This is a genomic window from Nitrospira sp. MA-1, from assembly GCA_032139905.1.
GTDB lineage: Bacteria > Nitrospirota > Nitrospiria > Nitrospirales > UBA8639 > Nitrospira_E.
In genome coordinates this window covers 754,056-771,665 of the sequence record JAQJDB010000007.1, presented here as the reverse complement: position 1 = coordinate 771,665, position 17,610 = coordinate 754,056, and the positions used below count along the sequence as shown (strand labels likewise).

The 17,610-nt window shown below is 48.6% G+C and carries 16 protein-coding genes; 2 read left to right on the top strand and 14 right to left on the bottom strand.

The features are described 5' to 3' along the window. Positions 1–125 precede the first annotated feature (125 nt). The 13 genes from PJI16_16275 to PJI16_16215 all read right to left on the bottom strand — a co-directional run bounded on the left by PJI16_16275 (position 126) and on the right by PJI16_16215 (position 13,867). Positions 126–2,339, bottom strand: a complete 2,214-nt coding sequence (locus PJI16_16275) for a hypothetical protein (GenBank protein ID MDT3779123.1) — start codon at positions 2,337–2,339, stop codon at positions 126–128. Between the two features lie 256 nt (positions 2,340–2,595). Next, entirely contained in the window at positions 2,596–4,296 is a 1,701-nt protein-coding gene (locus PJI16_16270; protein ID MDT3779122.1) for a hypothetical protein, read from the bottom strand. A gap of 149 nt (positions 4,297–4,445) precedes the next feature. Then, positions 4,446–4,757: a GIY-YIG nuclease family protein gene (locus PJI16_16265; GenBank protein ID MDT3779121.1), complete on the bottom strand. Its 312-nt coding sequence runs from the start codon at positions 4,755–4,757 to the stop codon at positions 4,446–4,448. A 52-nt stretch (positions 4,758–4,809) separates the two neighbouring features. Next, the gene (locus tag PJI16_16260) at positions 4,810–5,835 is read right to left on the bottom strand and encodes a lyase (GenBank protein MDT3779120.1); all 1,026 of its coding nucleotides are present in this window, start codon (positions 5,833–5,835) and stop codon (positions 4,810–4,812) included. Between the two features lie 123 nt (positions 5,836–5,958). Further along, the gene (gene arsB, locus PJI16_16255; GenBank protein MDT3779119.1) at positions 5,959–7,029 is read right to left on the bottom strand and encodes an ACR3 family arsenite efflux transporter; all 1,071 of its coding nucleotides are present in this window, start codon (positions 7,027–7,029) and stop codon (positions 5,959–5,961) included. Then, positions 7,026–7,448, bottom strand: a complete 423-nt coding sequence (locus PJI16_16250) for an arsenate reductase ArsC (protein MDT3779118.1) — start codon at positions 7,446–7,448, stop codon at positions 7,026–7,028. The genes arsB and PJI16_16250 overlap by 4 nt, the downstream gene beginning before the upstream one ends. Beyond that, the gene (locus PJI16_16245) at positions 7,448–7,921 is read right to left on the bottom strand and encodes an ArsI/CadI family heavy metal resistance metalloenzyme (protein ID MDT3779117.1); all 474 of its coding nucleotides are present in this window, start codon (positions 7,919–7,921) and stop codon (positions 7,448–7,450) included. Before PJI16_16245 ends, PJI16_16250 begins: the two co-directional genes overlap by 1 nt. A gap of 23 nt (positions 7,922–7,944) precedes the next feature. After that, a complete protein-coding gene (locus PJI16_16240) occupies positions 7,945–8,295 on the bottom strand; it encodes a metalloregulator ArsR/SmtB family transcription factor (protein ID MDT3779116.1) in 351 nt (116 codons plus the stop codon). A gap of 235 nt (positions 8,296–8,530) precedes the next feature. Beyond that, positions 8,531–8,887, bottom strand: a complete 357-nt coding sequence (locus PJI16_16235; protein MDT3779115.1) for a DUF2934 domain-containing protein — start codon at positions 8,885–8,887, stop codon at positions 8,531–8,533. Between the two features lie 268 nt (positions 8,888–9,155). Beyond that, complete coding sequence (locus PJI16_16230) at positions 9,156–9,653, bottom strand: response regulator (protein ID MDT3779114.1); 498 nt, start codon at positions 9,651–9,653, stop codon at positions 9,156–9,158. A 239-nt stretch (positions 9,654–9,892) separates the two neighbouring features. Further along, complete coding sequence (locus PJI16_16225; GenBank protein ID MDT3779113.1) at positions 9,893–10,069, bottom strand: hypothetical protein; 177 nt, start codon at positions 10,067–10,069, stop codon at positions 9,893–9,895. A gap of 694 nt (positions 10,070–10,763) precedes the next feature. Further along, complete coding sequence (locus PJI16_16220) at positions 10,764–12,488, bottom strand: PAS domain S-box protein (GenBank protein ID MDT3779112.1); 1,725 nt, start codon at positions 12,486–12,488, stop codon at positions 10,764–10,766. Between the two features lie 173 nt (positions 12,489–12,661). After that, complete coding sequence (locus tag PJI16_16215; GenBank protein MDT3779111.1) at positions 12,662–13,867, bottom strand: NrdH-redoxin; 1,206 nt, start codon at positions 13,865–13,867, stop codon at positions 12,662–12,664. A gap of 498 nt (positions 13,868–14,365) precedes the next feature. Between PJI16_16215 and PJI16_16210 the strand changes: the two genes are divergently transcribed. Further along, complete coding sequence (locus PJI16_16210; protein ID MDT3779110.1) at positions 14,366–14,872, top strand: universal stress protein; 507 nt, start codon at positions 14,366–14,368, stop codon at positions 14,870–14,872. Positions 14,873–15,041: 169 nt separating this feature from the next. Beyond that, positions 15,042–16,895 (top strand): alpha-amylase family glycosyl hydrolase, encoded by a 1,854-nt coding sequence (locus tag PJI16_16205; GenBank protein ID MDT3779109.1) that lies wholly within the window; start codon positions 15,042–15,044, stop codon positions 16,893–16,895. A gap of 28 nt (positions 16,896–16,923) precedes the next feature. On the opposite strand, the gene PJI16_16200 is transcribed toward PJI16_16205, so the two are convergent. Next, the gene (locus PJI16_16200) at positions 16,924–17,592 is read right to left on the bottom strand and encodes a protein-L-isoaspartate(D-aspartate) O-methyltransferase (protein MDT3779108.1); all 669 of its coding nucleotides are present in this window, start codon (positions 17,590–17,592) and stop codon (positions 16,924–16,926) included. Positions 17,593–17,610: the final 18 nt, after the last annotated feature.

Here is a 17,610-nt window from a genome sequence, read left to right as displayed (position 1 = left end):
TGAGTCAGGGAATACCCCAAAAATGGACGAAAAATTAGTGTTGGATAGAAACAAAAACTGCACACAAAGAAGGTGGGAAATACAATGCCTGGATGTTCGACCAAAAGGCCAAAACCACCCACTCGTTAATTATTGGGTTGGGCAAGAATTCTTTTCTGTTCGTCGAAATAGTGCTCAACTTTGGCACGTGACATATAGGCAGGATCACTTTTCAATCGATCACTTAAAGTGCAAAGAGTAGATTTAATTCGTGACTTTTCTTTGCCTTGATGTTCTTTGATAAATTTTCGTACGGTGACAGTAATATCATTCGGTAGATTGTGTGATATGTTCACACCCAACAGATTAGGGAAAATGTGCTGATAAACTTTTGAGATAACACCCGTAGGGGGAGCCAGTGCAATGTAATTGTACAAAAAGTCTGGTCGCATATAACAACTTATGGAATATTTTTTTTCAAATATCTGGTTAACTGTTCTCTGAGTTAGTTTATCACTTGACAACCACCAGGTCCGATAACCTGACCAACTTTCTGGACTTTTTTCTTTATTCTTTTCTCGTAGAGCGAAAATCGTCAAAATTAATTTTGCGTCGGTTAAGGCTTTCGGCTTTTCTCTTCCCTGTTCTATTAGTGCTTTTTCAAGTCGATGAAATTCCCCATTATCTATGGTTATGCCAGAATTCTCTTCGGGAATAAATTCAACCCCAAAGGTATCTTTTAGCCAAAACATTAAATCCTGCTCCAAATTTTTCAAGTCCGGACTACAGAATTTATCAATAAATTCATCAAAGGATCCAATTTGCTTTCTTAGCCTTGAATGAAAATAGGCCCTTATCATTATTTCTCTGATATAAATAATATTCATTTCATCATCGTAAAGCTCCTCACTTCCGTCATACTCTGAAATATAAATATTTCTGATCTTTCGAAAATGGGCGGCCAGCTCTCGAAGAATAATCTCATTTATTTTCAACTTAACGCCTGCGTCTCTCGCGCCACACAAAAGATTCCAGTACCGACGATTGGGTTTCTCCAAGCAAACTTCGGATAATGCTGGGATTAAAATCGAAGTACAGACATATACTTCTAACCTTCCAGCCATGGTGGCAAAAAACAATGAAATTTTAGGATCACATTGCAATAGAAATAAAAGCATGTAGGTATTAGCGAGGCACTTCAAATACTCCTTTTGTTGAACTGTCCCGTTATATACTATGTTCCTAATGGTTATTAGCAGAGCCTGCTTTACTGCTTGGCGATTTTTAACTATGACTTTACTTTCATCCACGACCTCCGCAATTGTTTCAGGCAAGGATTTCTCAAAAGCATCTTTACTACAACCAGTGCTTACCAAATCGGAAAACTCCAAGCCCTGCCTATAAAATAATTTATTCAGAGTGCCATCAATCAACTCAACGCAATCTTGGACTCTTACGCTTTCAGTTCTTAAATAAACCTTTAACATCGAATACACCCCATCTCGAAAAGCTTGATGGAGTGCGGCATCATTGAAATTTTTATTGACTAAGTCCTGCCTAGCTTCAAATGACAAACAATAAGCATTTTCCTTTACATGACATTTTATTTTTCGATTCGGTTTAGAGGATAAGACTTGCAATCTAGCCTCAATCTTTGCATTTAAGAGCTTAGGCTCGAATTTTAAGTGCTTACTAATAGTCTCAAGGATTTCCTCTCGGGATTTTAATTTACTTTCATCAGGATCAGTACCTTCCAAGGCATAAAGTATCAAGGTATCTGCGAGTAATTCATCAAGCTCAATCTCATCTCTCTTCGACTCCCACTGCTGGCGAAGAAAAACATACAGTCGTGGATCAGAAATAAGGTCTCCAATGACAAAACTTGCCCCCGGCTTTTGAAATTCATGCAAGTACCCTTTAATAAATACTTCATAAGCCGACACCGTAGCAGGCGAGTTATTCACTTTGGATGCAAACCAATTTAGGTCATATATCTGAATGGGCTTTTTGAACTTATCAATTAAATCTTGAACTAACCGTTCAATATTAAAAACTTCTTGATTTGTCACATAAGTAAAGGCGGTATAATTTATTTTGTTAGTCCTTAGCAGTTCAAGCGTCCGAGTTGCCTTTCCCTCTGCATTCTTTTCAATTGAATATTGATAAATTACCTTGTCAGAGTTTTCCTTTTGAAACATGTAGTCGAGACCATCTATGCCTTTATCCTTTATTCCACCTGCTGGAAGAAAAGTATGTCCTAATATACCCCCTAGAAAACTATGGACAAAGCTTTCAAAAGCAAAACCATCATCAATTTTCGACAGAGCATATTTACAAGCAGAAGGGTCAATTCCGTTCATAAGGTTCTTCTATCTTAAATTTTGTCCTAAATTAACTAAGCCTAATTTTTCAGTTCAATAAAATTTTACGAAGATTTTCAAAGCGGTGATAATGCGCTAAACAAAATATTTTTGGTACAAAATTTTTGAGGGATAAAAATTTCATGGAATTGGAAAAATATTACCCAACCCTTACCAGAAAGTACAGATGAAACTTAACGAAAAGAAAAGAAGATAATTTCCCGATTACTACTGTCGTGAAAAACCCCTGTGGATTTTATTGCTGGACAGCTTGTTGAATGAACTCTTTTGCTTCCTGCAACTCGGGGAGATCCGAATCGGCCTGACTCCATATGCTCAGGAAGGTGGCATAAGCCTGACGAGTCGCCTGGATGTGTCCCAATTGAGCTGCCGCGCGTGCCAGGCCTAAAACTGAACGTGCCCGATTGGGATGCCATAAAAGCGATCGTTCAAATTGTTCCTTTGCCCCTTTCGGCCGGTCGATGCCTAACAGTATTTCACCATAGAGTTCATTGGTGGGCTTGATAAGATCTGGTGGGCCGGAAGGAGGCGGAAGGGATTCTTCCAGAGCGGTAGCCTGATCAAGCATCCGTAGGGCCTGTGAATGGTCTCCGTTGATAAGATGTTTCAATGCCGCGATTTGCAGCTTCCAGATTTGTACAGTGATCGGTTCGGTCGCTTCCGTGGTAGGCTCTTGGACTGGCGAGTTTAATCCGGGGTGCACCCGGTGAGCGATTGATTGATTTCTGAGCGTTGCCATGCTCTGCGCGAATTCGCGGATATAGACGGACATCGATGGCGACTCGTCACCAAAGCGATGGTCATTCACATTCCAAGCCTGATCCGCTAGCTCCCATCGTTCCGTTTCTATAATAAAGGCGGCCACCATCTGATCGTAATTCCGGCTGACTTTGCGGTCATAGCCAAGGACCTGTGTCTGTTCGCCGGATGACGATTGCGCCATATCCTGTTGCTTCTCCAATATCAGGGCGGCGGCGGCGTTGTATCGGCCTTGTTGGAGATAGGCATACTGTAACCAGTACAGGCTATGGTAATCCTGGAGGGATAAGGGCAACTGTTTGTCCTTGACCCAGGCCTGTGAACTTTTCCATCCGGCTTTGTTGGAAGCCTCCGCTTCATCCCACATACCCAGTTGAACAAAAATATGGGCGGGCATATGTTGCGCATGATGGGCCTCCGGTGCGATTTTGGCATAGCGTCTGGCTTGCGGCAGGGCCAGGATGGCGTGAATCGGATCGTCAAAGGCATGAATGGTGTAATGCGCGGCGCACGGATGATTGGGATTGACTCCATACACGCCTAAGGTCAGGGCACCCGCCTGAACGCGATATTTTTCCTGAAGGTCCGGCTTCTCATCATAGTGAGTAGCCAGTCCGAGCAGGGACAGGGCATACAGGCAGGTGGCTTCCAGATCTTCGGAGTATTCACTGGCAAGGCTTTCCATTCTGGCCGCATACGCCTGATCGCGGTCAAACTTGTCTCCCTCACCGAATAACGTCATCACCGCCTCGAGATACCGACGTTCTCTGACCGTGGCCGACGCCGTATCGGAAACTTTTCCCAGGGCCGCGCGTGCGGCCTCAACATTTTCTTCACCCCAGACAGGATGATTATTCGCCATCGCCTCACCCCAATATCCCATCACAAAATTTGGATCAATCGTGGTCGCTCGACGAAAAGCATCGATGGCTTCTTCATACCAGAACGAATGCAAGGCCGCGACGCCCCTTAGGAAATGGGGATGGGCTTCTGTGGACCCTGATGCGGGAAATTCAATGCTTCCCAATTGGCCCAATGCCGCATTTTCTTCTGATGAACGGGAAGAATGAACCGGCTCGCCAAGGCTTAATTGTGGGAGTGCCATGACGAAGATGGCACTAAGGAAGAACCGGCAACAGGATCGTCCCGGTGCGCATTCCGACGAATATCGCTTCATGAACATGAAAACTCCTGGGTTAATGACGGCGGCTCGTCATTGCTCTACAAATGATGCTGTTTCACCTTATCATTTTTGTTCAAAAAAGAATAAGACAAGAATAAATAACAGCAATGGTTCCTCATGATTTGAATTCACACTCAAGATTCTCATTCCGAACAAAGTGAGGAATCCTGAAATTCGAGACTTAAATCCTCCCATTGTGGATTTTCGCCGTTTACTAAGGAGTCTTTTTTCTCTCTCCTCAATTTTTTAATTTCTTTTTCTCGCATGATGGCTGCATTCACTTCTTGAGTTTCTTCAAAATACACGAGTTTGTTTATGTTGCATTTTTGGGTAAACCCTTTCACAAGTTTCTTCTTAGGTTCATACATCCTGCGCTCTAAGTTATTGGTCATTCCTACATACATGACATTGTTGTTCCAATTTGTCAGGAGATAGACATAATTGGTATGTGCCATAGAAAGGATTTTTCCCTCTGGTCGAAATGACAGGAGGGCCAATGAGGAGATTCTAGGGAATCTTGGCGCGACCGATGGTGTTGGCATCCGTGCCGAACCAAATGGTTTTGGTTGGTTGATGATAGACCATATGTCGAACGCTTCCGCCGCCGCTGGGGATATCGGTCAGACTCATGAACGTTTGAGTTCGTGTATCAAATCCGACGAGGCGATTGGGGTTGGCGCCGGTTTCCACGAACCACACCCGGTCCTGGTCATCGACGGTCATCCCGTAAGGTTTGGCATCGGCTTCTCCCGGCGACAACCATTCCTGAATGTCGCCTGTTTTGGCGTTGTAGTATCCAAGATACCCTTCAGCATAATCCACATACCATATGACGCCGTCCGAGGTGACTCCCAATCGTCTTGGTCGCGTTTCATTCCGTGAGAGCGGAATTTCTCGAACGGTCTTTGTCGCCTGATCTACCGTCCCTAACTTGTTGCTACCGAATTCAGTAAACCATGGGGATTGGGTGGGACCCAGGACCATGCCATAGGGGCGAGCCTGTGCGGTTGGGAGCGGCATGAGTTGAATCTTTCCGGTGGCCATATCGAGATGCCCCACGAAATTCCCTTGTTGGACCGTAAACCAGATGTCCCGATCATGGCCAAACACCAGCGTATGCGGATCGTGGGCTTTTGGATCGGGCATGGGATATTTAATGATCTTGCCGGTGGATGGATCGAGTTTACCGATGTGGGCGGCGCGATTACCGGCATACCAGACCTGCCCTTCCTTATCCACAATCAGATTGTGCGGACCGGTGCCGGGATCCAGTTTGAATTGGTGAAACTGCCCGAGCTCAGGGTCAAGCACGGCAATATAATCACCTCCCTGCCCTACGAACCACACGCGTTGCTGTTGATCCACATACGGATCACGCGGTCTCGTCTGGTCCCACGGCACCTGCCATTCTTTAATCTCCACCGGCTTGAGAGAGGCGGCTTCGGCTTTCGTGGGATGATTGGTGCATCCGGAAAGGACCAGTGGGATGATCAGCCCAATGATGATAATGCTTGTTCGGTGTAGACCATGCACAATAGTTCTCCTCATTGAAACATCATGGATGACGCTTTCCACAATCCCTTCTGCATATGTTGGCACGTCTGGAAATATTAGGCAATCAACGATCGACCGGGCAGACGAGATGGACTTGACGGGTCAGGTAAGGGGAATGGATGCCGGGTCTCTGGCAAACCATTTCGTTTTCAACCAAAGGGCGACATGGACGAGTGCTAAGAGTACCGGCACTTCGACTAATGGCCCGATGACGGTGGCAAACGCGACGGACGATCCCAGGCCGAATGCGGCGATGGCCACGGCGATGGCCAGTTCAAAGTTATTGCTGGCTGCCGTGAATGAAGTGGCCGTGGTTTTGCCATAATCGGCCCCGATAAGTTTGCCCATGCTAAAACTGACGAGGAACATGAGGACGAAGTAGAGGATGAGTGGCAGGGCAATGCGAATGACATCTCCGGGCAGACTGAGTACCATGCCGCCTTTAAGGGTAAACATAGCAAGGATGGTGAACAGAAGTGCCATCAGCGTAATAGGAGCAATCTTCGGGAGAAACTCCTGTTCATACCACTCGCGACCTTTTTGTTTGATCCCGATCCGGCGGGAGAGGAACCCGCATACAAAGGGAATGCCCAGGTAGATGAAGACACTTTCCGCAATCGTCTGAAAGCTGACATCGACGACTTCCACAGCCAGCCCTAACAATGGCGGAAGGATTTCTAAATAAAACCAGGCCAATCCACTGAAGAAGATCAATTGAAAGAGACTGTTGAACGCCACCAAGGCTGCCACATATTGGTTATCACCTTCGGCAAGTTGATTCCAGACCAACACCATGGCAATACAGCGGGCCAGGCCAATGAGGATGAGCCCGGTCATGTATTCAGGCGAATCAGAGAGAAAGGTCACAGCCAGGCCAAACATCAGCAAAGGACCGATGATCCAGTTTTGGACGAGTGACAGGAGGAGAATTTTCCAATCGCGAAAGATGAGGGGCAGCTCTTCATATTTCACGCGAGCCAGCGGAGGATACATCATGAGCATAAGGCCAATGGCGATGGGGACATTGGTTGTTCCCAGAGAAAGGCTGTTCACGAATGCCGGTGCCCCGGTGAAGACCGAGCCAATCGTGACGCCGGCCGCCATGGCCAGAAGGATCCACGCGGTAAGGTAACGGTCCAGAAAAGATAAACGCCGTGTCACACAGGCAGTCATGATATTAAACCTTCGATTCTTGCCTTGAGCAGGAAAAAGGTTTGGTCAAAAGCCGCGTTACTCTCTTCCTCTGTGCCTTTCACCCTGGCCGGATCAGGAATACTCCAATGCAGCGTTCGGGGTTGGCCGGAAAAGATTGGGCAGGCCTCTTCGGCAGCTTGATCACAGACAGTGATGACGAGATCAAAAGGCTGTAAAATCATATCATCCCACGATTTACTGTATGGCTGGCCCGGATCGAACCCATGCCGTTTCAAGGTCGAGACGGAACCCGGATGAACGTATCCGGCGGGATGACTTCCTGCACTCCACGCCCGATACCGTCCTTCGCCCATGTGGTTAATGAGGGCTTCGGCCATGATGGAGCGGCAGGAATTACCTGTGCAGAGAACCAGGACATTTATTGGCTCAACAGACATTAGCTACAACAGCCGCTGGATTCCTGTTCCGGCATTTTAGTCTCGGGTCTTGTCAGGAACGACGGTTCGCAACAGGCGGCATCCGATTGTGTCGAATGGGTTGAAAAAATATCCGCGTCTTCCATCGTGCGGTAGGCTTCCCACGGGACTCCGGCAGGATCCAGCACCCAGGATTTATCCGATTTGGCATAGCAGCAAAGAGTCTCGCCTTCCTCGGCCACCGGGAGCTTCCCGCCTGTAAGTCGTTGCCTGATCTCGTCCAACTCCTGCTCCTCCTCAACCTGAATACCCAGGTGATCCACGCCCTTCGTGGAAGTCCGCGTGGAGATGGCCAGGTTGACGCGGGGATCTTCGAGCATCCATTTGGCGTAGTCCGGTTTGCGTTTGACCGGTTCCGCCCCAAACAATTTGCTGTAAAACCCGATGGCTTCTTCCAACTGTTCGACTCCGATATGAATATGAAGACGTTTCATGGGTGTGTCTCCTTGTGAGTGGGTTAGCAACAATTCGAGAGTTCGATAATGCTGCACTTCTTTTTTTTATTGTCCCGGATACTGGCCATATCCTCGCGGCAGCAGTCTTTGACCATATAGCGAATCAGGTCGGTAAAAAATTCAAAGTTGGCCCTATAGATGATTGACCGGCCTTTTCGCTGAGAAAGGACCAGACCCGCGTTGCTCATGTGGGAGAGGTGAAAGGATAGGGTGTTATGCGGAATGGACAGAGCCTCACCTAATGTTCCGGCAGGGGCCCCGTCCGGGCCATATTCCACCAGCAGACGAAAAACACGTAGCCGGGTATCTTGTGAGAGGGCCGCAAAAGCCAGCAATGCGTCATTAATTTCCATATGTCTAGAATAATAGACATATAAAAAAAAAGCAAGCAGGTAAAATCTCAAATTTCTTCAGTCAAATCGGAAGGCAAGAGAAAAAACGACTCGAAGACTACGTGAAACGGGACAGAGGAGTGGGAAGATTCGTGATTAAAACAGGTGCCTTATCGAGGCCAATGGATCCATTCAGGCCGGCACCTCCATCCCATATTGGCAGGAATGAGAATGCTTGGGAAGTCATGACACTAATTTATGAATTTTTGCAACCAGGCTCCTCCTTATACTCCACATCTTTTTGGGTTAACATATCGTTTTCCGCCTGATACCAGTCCTCTCTATCATAGCCATGTTGTCGGCCTCGTTGTTCAAACAATTCATAGGCCCGCTTCGCGATTCGCCCCTGTAATGCTTCTTCCAAAATGAAATGGGGGAAACCTGATTGAACCTGCCTGGTCTCTACACCCTTCCTACGCTCAGCCAGTCGAGACACGGCTTTTGAATTCCCTTTTTTGGAGTTCTTCGTGGAGACCTCATCCTTGGTAAGGGGAAGTTGAAATGTTAAAACTTTTCCGGCCTTTTCTTCATTATTTGATTTATGAGTTCCCATAGTCTTCCTCCTGTTGGTCTGCTGCTCACGAGTTTGTGATAAATTTCCTTTTCACTCTCAATCAAGCTTGCTTAATCCTGTGCATACCGATCCCCATTCACTCGCTTTGTTGTACTACCCACGAGCCTTCCTTTCCCGGTGACGCGGGAATAATGTCAGGGATTTTTGGTCCGGACATCTCCACACAATGAAAAGGAGACAATGCATCGGCACCATGGGAGAAAGGAAAAGGTGTGAGAATCCGACACAGACCAACCCCTCTCACTGCTCAGGCTACTTTCCAATCAGGTTTCCTCGAAGATAACGCACAACAACCTTGGATCATGAGCGCTCCTTCCGCCAGAGGATGTTTAGCCTCATGAATGGTATCTTTGACGAAAGCCTGTCTTTTCCCCACGCTTTCTCGCCAAGGGAAATGTCGAAATGTTTTCTGCATCAAGAGAAGATGATTGATCGGTTTCACCAGATAATCCTGAACACCTTCTCTCAGAAATTTCTGAAGTTTCAGATAATCGCCCTCATTCGACATGACAATGACGGGAACCTCGCTACCCTCCCATCGCAGTTCATCCAGCATGGTCAATCCATTCATCACCGGCATTTCCAAATCAAGAAAAATACCATCAATAGGCATAGTGTGAAGCACCTGGAGACCTTCCCGCCCATTTGAAGTCGTCACCGCCTCGAATCCCCACCCCTCCATCGCCTCGGCTATGGAGCAGGCGCTGTCTGCCTCATCATCAACAACCAAGATCCTGGCCAACATCGTTTCTTCCATATTCAAAACTCAGCTCGGGGTGTTGCTCTCAGGCGCGGAACCTACTGTAGTCGCAAAACTCGCTGCCACAAACCGTCTGCCCCATAATCAACACAATCGGTTTGGCCTTGGGACTCAAGGATAGCAAGGGCAAATCGGATGTCCCTGGTTATCCATGTTTTTTTACCGTCCTTTGCCGAAACCGTCAGGGATGGGCAGAGAGAGGGCATTACCCTGTGACGGAAATATCAAGTCCCAACTTTTTCCTGACGTTTAATCAAAAATCGTTTGACAACCTTGTCCATGCTCGCATTTGCGGAATTGGGTCGAGAATAGTCACCTAAGATCTGGGTATGATCGGTCACAGCCTCTTCCTCCGTTGGCGCAGACAGTGGGGGTCTTCGTGTTTCCGGTCGATTCATCATTTTCCCTCCTCTCGAATTAGTGATGGGTTCAATCCAAGCGTCAGAATCTTTTGGTATCGATCTGTTCAGACGCGCAACACGTATTCGTCGTCACTCGCTTCAATGAGGAAAGGATCAACCCTCGTCTCCCTCAAGCGTTCCTAGCATAATCGATACCATCGGGCCGCTAGAGATATACCCACCCAACCTATGTCCCCAAACTCGTGACTGGAGTTTGTATTGGTCGTCAAGGGTTATAATTTTTCGAAGAGGTTTAGGGCGAGGATAGGAGCTTAAATGGGCGTTTTCGCACTAAACGCTCACGCGAATTCACTCATATAGGCGAAACACAGGCTTGAATACCCATGCGGCCACGGCGTGACATGACGAGTCAAAAACCCCACAGGGTCCAGGACAAACGATCGAGCGATTATCCATGTAAGGGAGAGACTCAGGCATCCAACCCCTTCAACTACGCGTTCATACGGATCTGTCAAACCGAATACATAATCAAACAGTCTAATTTGTGCGAAAGTATTCCTAAAGCGGCAGGAAAAGCAGGAGGTAAACTGGAACGTATGGAAATCCGGAGAAGCCCAAACCTACACTCTTTTCACACATTCATGAAATATTCAAAAGGATCCTGAGCTTCATCCATTGGCGCCAATGAGAAGTAAAAGCACAGTCAATTAAAAATGAATGTTCGGAATTGGGGTTATGTTTCTGAAGAAAGTGGAATCCACGCAGTGATCATAGTACCTTTGCCTTTGGAGGCTTTCACCTTAAAGGTGCCCTGCACAACACGAATTCGTTCCTTCATCCCGATCAGACCTAATCCCTGACTGCCCGGGCGAACAGCCTCAGGGATAAATCCTTTGCCATTGTCCGTAATAACGAGCTGAAGGCCGGCCTCCAACCCCATCACCTCCACGAGCACCCGAGTGGCATCCGCATGCTTCGCCACATTTCGTAAACATTCCTGAGTCAACCGGTACACACACGACGCGATGTCCTGGGGTAAAGCATGCGGCACATCCCGGGGTCGAAACGTGACTGAAATATTCTCCCATTGAGAAAATTCTCTAATAGAGGACTGGAGTGCGACGACCAACCCTAGGTCATCCAAAATAGAAGGATGCAACTGGTAGGCTAAATGCCGGACGCTATCGGAAAGTGAGGACACTTGATCATTCAGGTGTTGAAGAGTCTTTTGCATGGCATTCGATTCTGGCAGGGTGTTTTGAATGGATTGTATCTCGAGGGCGACCACGGCCAACCGTTGATTCATATCATCATGAAGTTCACGGGAAAGACGGCGTCGCTCATCTTCCTGGGCAGAAATGAGTTGGGCGCCAAGAGCCCGAAGCTCTTCCTGGCTATGCTCGAGTTCCCGCTCTCGGCGATGAAGGGCTTGTTCTGCCTCTTTGCGTGCCGTGATATCCCGGACAATTCCGGTAAAAAAGGCCTCTCCATGCTTGTGCCAATATCCCAGAGACAGTTCAAGAGGGAATTCGCTGCCGTCCCTTCGAAGCCCCTTCAGCTCAAACATCTCCCCCTCAACAGTCTTTCCCCCCGCTCGTGAAGCCCGTGCAATTCCGTGGTGATGAGCCAAACGAAACCGTTCGGGAATGATACGCTCTAACGTTTGACCGTACATTTCTTTCATCGAAAAGCCGAACAAGCTTTCCGCTCCGGCATTCCACAGCATCACCTTCCCCTGACTATTCAACGAAATAATACCCTCATCAGTTGATTGCACCACCGAATGTAGCTGTTCCTGGCTTTCCCGGAGAGCCACCTCTGCCTGTTTACGCTCAAGAACTTCGCTTTGCAATGAGTGATTCGATTTACTCAACTCCAGGCTCAAGGTCATCGATGCCATCGTCACCGTATGGTTGCGCCGCAAGGTAACAAACATCATCGCCACGAAAAGCAAGCCCATGGCTCCCATGGCCATTTGCTGCTCCTCATTTAGGACAAAGAATCGAACGAGGAGCGGGATACTGGTCGGGAGAGTATAGGCCAGGAACGCTCCTTCCAGAGCTGCATACACAGCGGTGGCCCCGGCGATCATGCCCCCTAACACAAAGGCCAAAAATACCTGATGCGGAATGGAATTTTCAGGAAAGAGAATGACACCCGTAGTCCCCCAGAGCAGGCCGGAAGCAAAGGTCCCGCCAAGAAATCTACGCCCCCAGCGATGGGAATCCTGAGTATTTTGAGACGCCTGCCTGAATTGATACCATAGGAGGCTCCAAGCCCCATTGAGCACGATCAGGCAGGAGAACCACGTAAGCAATATGCCATGGGCAATCACATTCCATTGAATAAAAGTCAGAATAGATCCATTGACCAGGGAGGCGATGATCCCAACCGGCGCAAGCGCATAGAGTTGCTCTACCTGCTTCGCATACAAGAGATCGCGTTCGTATTCATCCAACTCATACCCTCCACAAACATTCGAAAGAACATTCTAAGACCTTCTTGGATTTCCAAGGTCATGCATCCATTCGTGGGGGAAATAATCTTCACCTATTGCTTAAAACCTCACTGTAAAACTCTTACTGAGTAATCACAAGAGTATTGCCCCATTCAACCTTAGTCGAACGAACGTTAGAATAATAGATTTGGAAAGAACAGCAGAAGGCTACCCAAGCCCAGCATCACCAACCCGCTAAACAGCTTAAGCCATCGCCCTTCCCGTTCTTGCAATTTATGATGGCTCAGGGTGACCACGGCAATCGTGACCATCACCGCATCATCCGCAATATAGGCCAGGATGTAGAGCCCGAGATACCCATAGTACCCCCAAGTCGTCAGACCCTGTTGACTCAGCACTTGGGTGAACATCGCCGGAAGGCCTGCCGTACATACAAACTCAACCATGTTCACTACGATGGCCAATACCAGAATGGCGGTCATCGCCTGGCTGAGATGCTGGGCTGCTAAAATTTTTCGAACTCGGACATAGAGCCCCGGTTTCACTGACTCGGGAATGGCAAATGAGAGGCCTCGCCCAAACGCCCAAAATTCCTTCATGTTGACCAGACCGATTCCGACTGCCAACCCACCCATCATGACTTGAATGGTGCGAACATAGCCGAGCACCAAAAAGACATTCAGCCATGCCGCCATAAATGCAAAATACACGACTCCGCTGACCAGGACGAACGTCCCGGCCAGGAGAAACATCTTACGCCGGTTCCGAAGGTTCGCCAACAACGCCAACAAAAACAACAACACCCACATGGCACACGGATTAAATCCATCAAGAAGACCCAGAAAGACTGTAAAAAGCGGCAGGCCGATTTCTGGAAGAGTCTGATCACCTAAAAAGGGAATCTGAATACGCTGCGCCCCTACATCACCTTGTCCGGATGCCGGGGGACATGGCGCATTGGCTTCAATCGGACAGGCGCCCTCAGAGGAAGGTCCCGCCTCCGGTGGTGGTCGCCCTAACAGTTCTTCCAGTTGCTTTCCAGTCGTCCCCTCTGACTCAAAACCGATGAGCAGTTCCCCTCGTGCATAAAAAGCCGGCACACCCAGTTGTGGGATACCGGATTTCGCCGCCAATGTTTGTAATCGAAGTAACGCCTGGGGATCTTCGCCGATATCGCGAATTGCAACGATGAGTTGGGGATAGCGTTGCTTCAGCTGGATGAGATAGGTTTTTGACTTTTCACAATGCGGGCATCCTTGGCGGACAAATACTTCGAGATCACTTTCAATCTGCTCCGGGACGAGGGCGGAATTCCCCGACGGACTAAGCAACAAGATGAGCAGAAGAACAAGGAGCAATCCAATAATTCTTACGTTCACAGGTCCCTCAAGGCATGCATACCACCTTCAGATTCACCAGAAACGAACAAATTCGTAACCAGGGCCTCGTTTGGGAGCAACCGTCAGAAAGGCTCTACCCTTGTCAACGAAAAAATTGACTCATTTCCTTTGTCGTCAATCCCGGATATTTAGCCTTGAATGGTTTTCAGAACATTCCCCTAGGTTTCACCATGATCAACCGCGATGAGACTTTTGCACTTTTCCTCCTCAGTATGGACGATATATCTGTGGAACTCTGCGACATAGGTGGAAAGCCGAATTGAAATTTTCCCCATTTGTCCAATATTGTTCCGCCCCTTCACCTCAGAGACCAACCTGTGTAAAAATAAACTGTGCAAAAATGAGGCCGATTCACTCACAGAGCCAGACCCAAAAGGCATTGGTACAGCCGATTAAAAACAGTGCATATCAATGAATATACCAGGGAGCCTGATTGCAGCGATTTCATGATCCACAGTAGGTGAAGGGACTGATCTTATGGTGAGAGATAAAACATTTCTTCTCGGTGTCGACGGTTCAGATTCCTCCATTCGAAGCGTCTCCTACGTCGCTGAAATAATTGGGGCCCGTGAAGACTTTCATGTCGTGCTCTTTCACATCCTCCCCCCGATTCCTCCCGAACTTTTGGAATTCGGGGGCGCTGAAGATCCCACAACAGAGCAAAAGCTGGATGAGACCTTAAAAAGGGAACAGGCTCAATGGATCGAGGACGCAAAAAATACCGCGAAACCGATCTTAGATAATGCCAAAACGATTCTGAATCGGATTGGTGTGTTACCCGGCAGGGTCAGCGTCGTGTTTTCTCAATCCATCCACCGCCCGGATATTGTTGGTGAATTGATCGGGACAGCTCACAAACAGAATTGCGGAACCATCGTGGTGGGAAGGGAATCGTACTCCAGCTTTAAGGAAATATTTCATCACCATGTGGGCGAAGAGCTGGCAAAAAAAGGGCAGGGCTTTGCGGTTTGGGTCATTGCCTGATGGTGCCTCATGAACCCAATGCCGGGAAACAATCCCTTAGTCCAGATTTTCCAGCGTGGTGAGATGGCCAATATTCGGCAGGTCGGCTATCTAACTGACCGCATGCGAATGCCACCCATATTTCAGACATACGTTGAGGTCCGCACCGTCACAATCAAGGGAGCCCGTCATGACAGAAAAGAATCTTCAAGAGGTGAACCTGCCTTCCCTCAGTGACCGGAAGTTTTTTCCTTCTCCGGCCGCATGGGAGGATCAGGTCTTATACTTTTTAATGCTGGACCGTTTTTCGGACGGACAGGAAAAGGGCTACAGAAGCAATGCCGGGACCATCGTCCGGCGTGGCTCAACTCCCCTCTTTCAGTCAACCGATGCGGGCAATGCGGATGCATCTCATTGGAAGGCCGCGGGACAGAAATTTTGCGGAGGGAATTTATCCGGATTGACGAGCAAGCTGGGATACCTTGAACGTCTCGGCGTGACCGCCATTTGGATCAGTCCCATTTTCAAACAGGTGAAATTTAAAGACACATACCATGGATATGGCATTCAAAACTTTTTGGATGTCGATCCGCATTTTGGGCAACGGGAAGATCTGAGAACACTTGTCCGGACCGCTCACGCTCACGGGATCTACGTCATTCTGGATATTATCCTCAACCACACAGGTGATGTGTTTCGATACAATCCCAACCGCTATCGAACCGAACAGAACGGCCGGACCTTCAATGATCCCCGCTGGGATGGCCAACTCTATGACGTGCAAGGGTTTCATGATCAATTCGGAGAACCGACTCTCCCCTTTCAACAATTCGATATCACAAGCGATCCTGCCACCTGGCCGCATGGTGCCATCTGGCCACAGGAATTCCAAGACCCTCAGGCCTTTACCCGAAAAGGCCATATCACCAATTGGGATTTTTCACCTGAATTTCTTGAAGGGGATTTCCTTGACCTGAAAAATATTCAACTCGGTTCCGGCGACGTCGATCAGTATCAGCCCTCGGATGCTCTTAAGGCTCTGGCCGAGGTGTACAAATTCTGGATTGCCTTTGCGGACGTCGATGGATATCGGGTGGATACCGTCAAACATATGGACCTGGGAGCCAGCCGGTATTTTGCGTCGGTGATCCATGAATTCACCCAATCCATCGGCAAAGAAAACTTTTATCTCATTGGAGAAATTACCGGAGGCAGAACCCGCGCGTTTCAAACGCTGGAAACCACGGGTCTGGATGCAGCACTTGGCGTCGACGACATCCCGGACAAAATGGAATACCTCGTGAAGGGCTATCGCAATCCGGAGGAGTATTTTCAGTTATTCCGGAATTCCATCCTGATTCAGAAAGAATCCCACGTCTGGTTTCGCAACCGGGTGGTAACCCTGTTTGACGATCATGATCAAGTACGAAAAGGGGGGAATAAAGCCAGGTTTTGTGCTGATCCTGAGGGGCCGAACGGACTCGTCAATGTGCTCGCGCTGAACGCGCTCACGATGGGCATTCCCTGCATGTACTATGGAAGCGAACAGTATTTTGACGGGCACGGGCAGAATGATCAATTCATTCGCGAATGCATGTTTGGAGGAGAATTCGGGGCCTTTCACAGCCATCAACGGCATTTCTTCAATGAAGAGAGTCCCGCGTACCGGCAACTTGCTATCATCTTACGCCTTCGTCGTGACAAGCTTGCGTTACGACGAGGTCGACAATACCTGAGAGAAATTTCCGGAAATGGCATCGACTTCGGGCTGCCGCGTATGCTTGGTGGGCAGATTCGTTCAGTGGTCCCCTGGTCCAGAATTTTCAATGACCAGGAAATTCTCCTGGCAATGAATACCGACTACGCTGCCCCCCGGAGCGCCTGGGTGACGGTTGATGATGGGCTGCATCAGGCCGGCCACACGCTCACGTGTCTCTATTCAACCAATGCGGGACAGATCGGTCAGGAGACGACCGTTGAGTCGAGAAATGGCAAAGCCGTCGTGCTCACCCTTCCGGCTGGCGGATTCGTCATCTATGCGTAAAGAAGGTGGGCAACGGGTGAAAGGTTCGTCAAGGCTTGGTTGGGGGAGGATTCGTTAAGGCTTCGCCCGTCATAGGCACAAACACCACAGGTAACAACTCGGTTTCCTGGTATCCCTCCTCAGTGCGACGAATAAACAAAAGACGTTGAGGGTAGTCTCCGACGGGAACAATGAGACGCCCGCCGATCGCCAGCTGCTCTAAGAGTGGTTCGGGAATATGGTTCGGCGCCGCCGTCAGGATGATCGCATCAAACGGGCTTTCGTCAGGCCAACCTTGATAGCCATCACCAGCCCGCACAATCACATTGTCGTACCCGAGTTCTGCCAGAGTTTTTTTCGCTCTTACGGCAAGTGGTTCGACAATTTCTATGGTAAACACTTTTGAAACTAATTCAGCCAGGATGGCGGCTTGGTACCCGGAACCCGTGCCAATTTCCAAGACCTTCTCATCCGGTTTCAACTTCAGGGCTTGCGTCATATAGGCAACAATGAAGGGCTGAGAAATCGTCTGCCCATAGCCGATGGAGAGTGGAAAATCTCCATAGGCATCGTCAGCATGTGACTCCGGCATAAACCGGTGCCGGGGAACCCGGCGCATGGCGGCAACTACCGTTGGGTCGGTGACACCTCCCGCGACGATTTGGGTATCCACCATCGAATCCCGTTCAACCTGTCGTGCGTGATTAGTTTGCTGCATCAGAGCATGATTCCCATT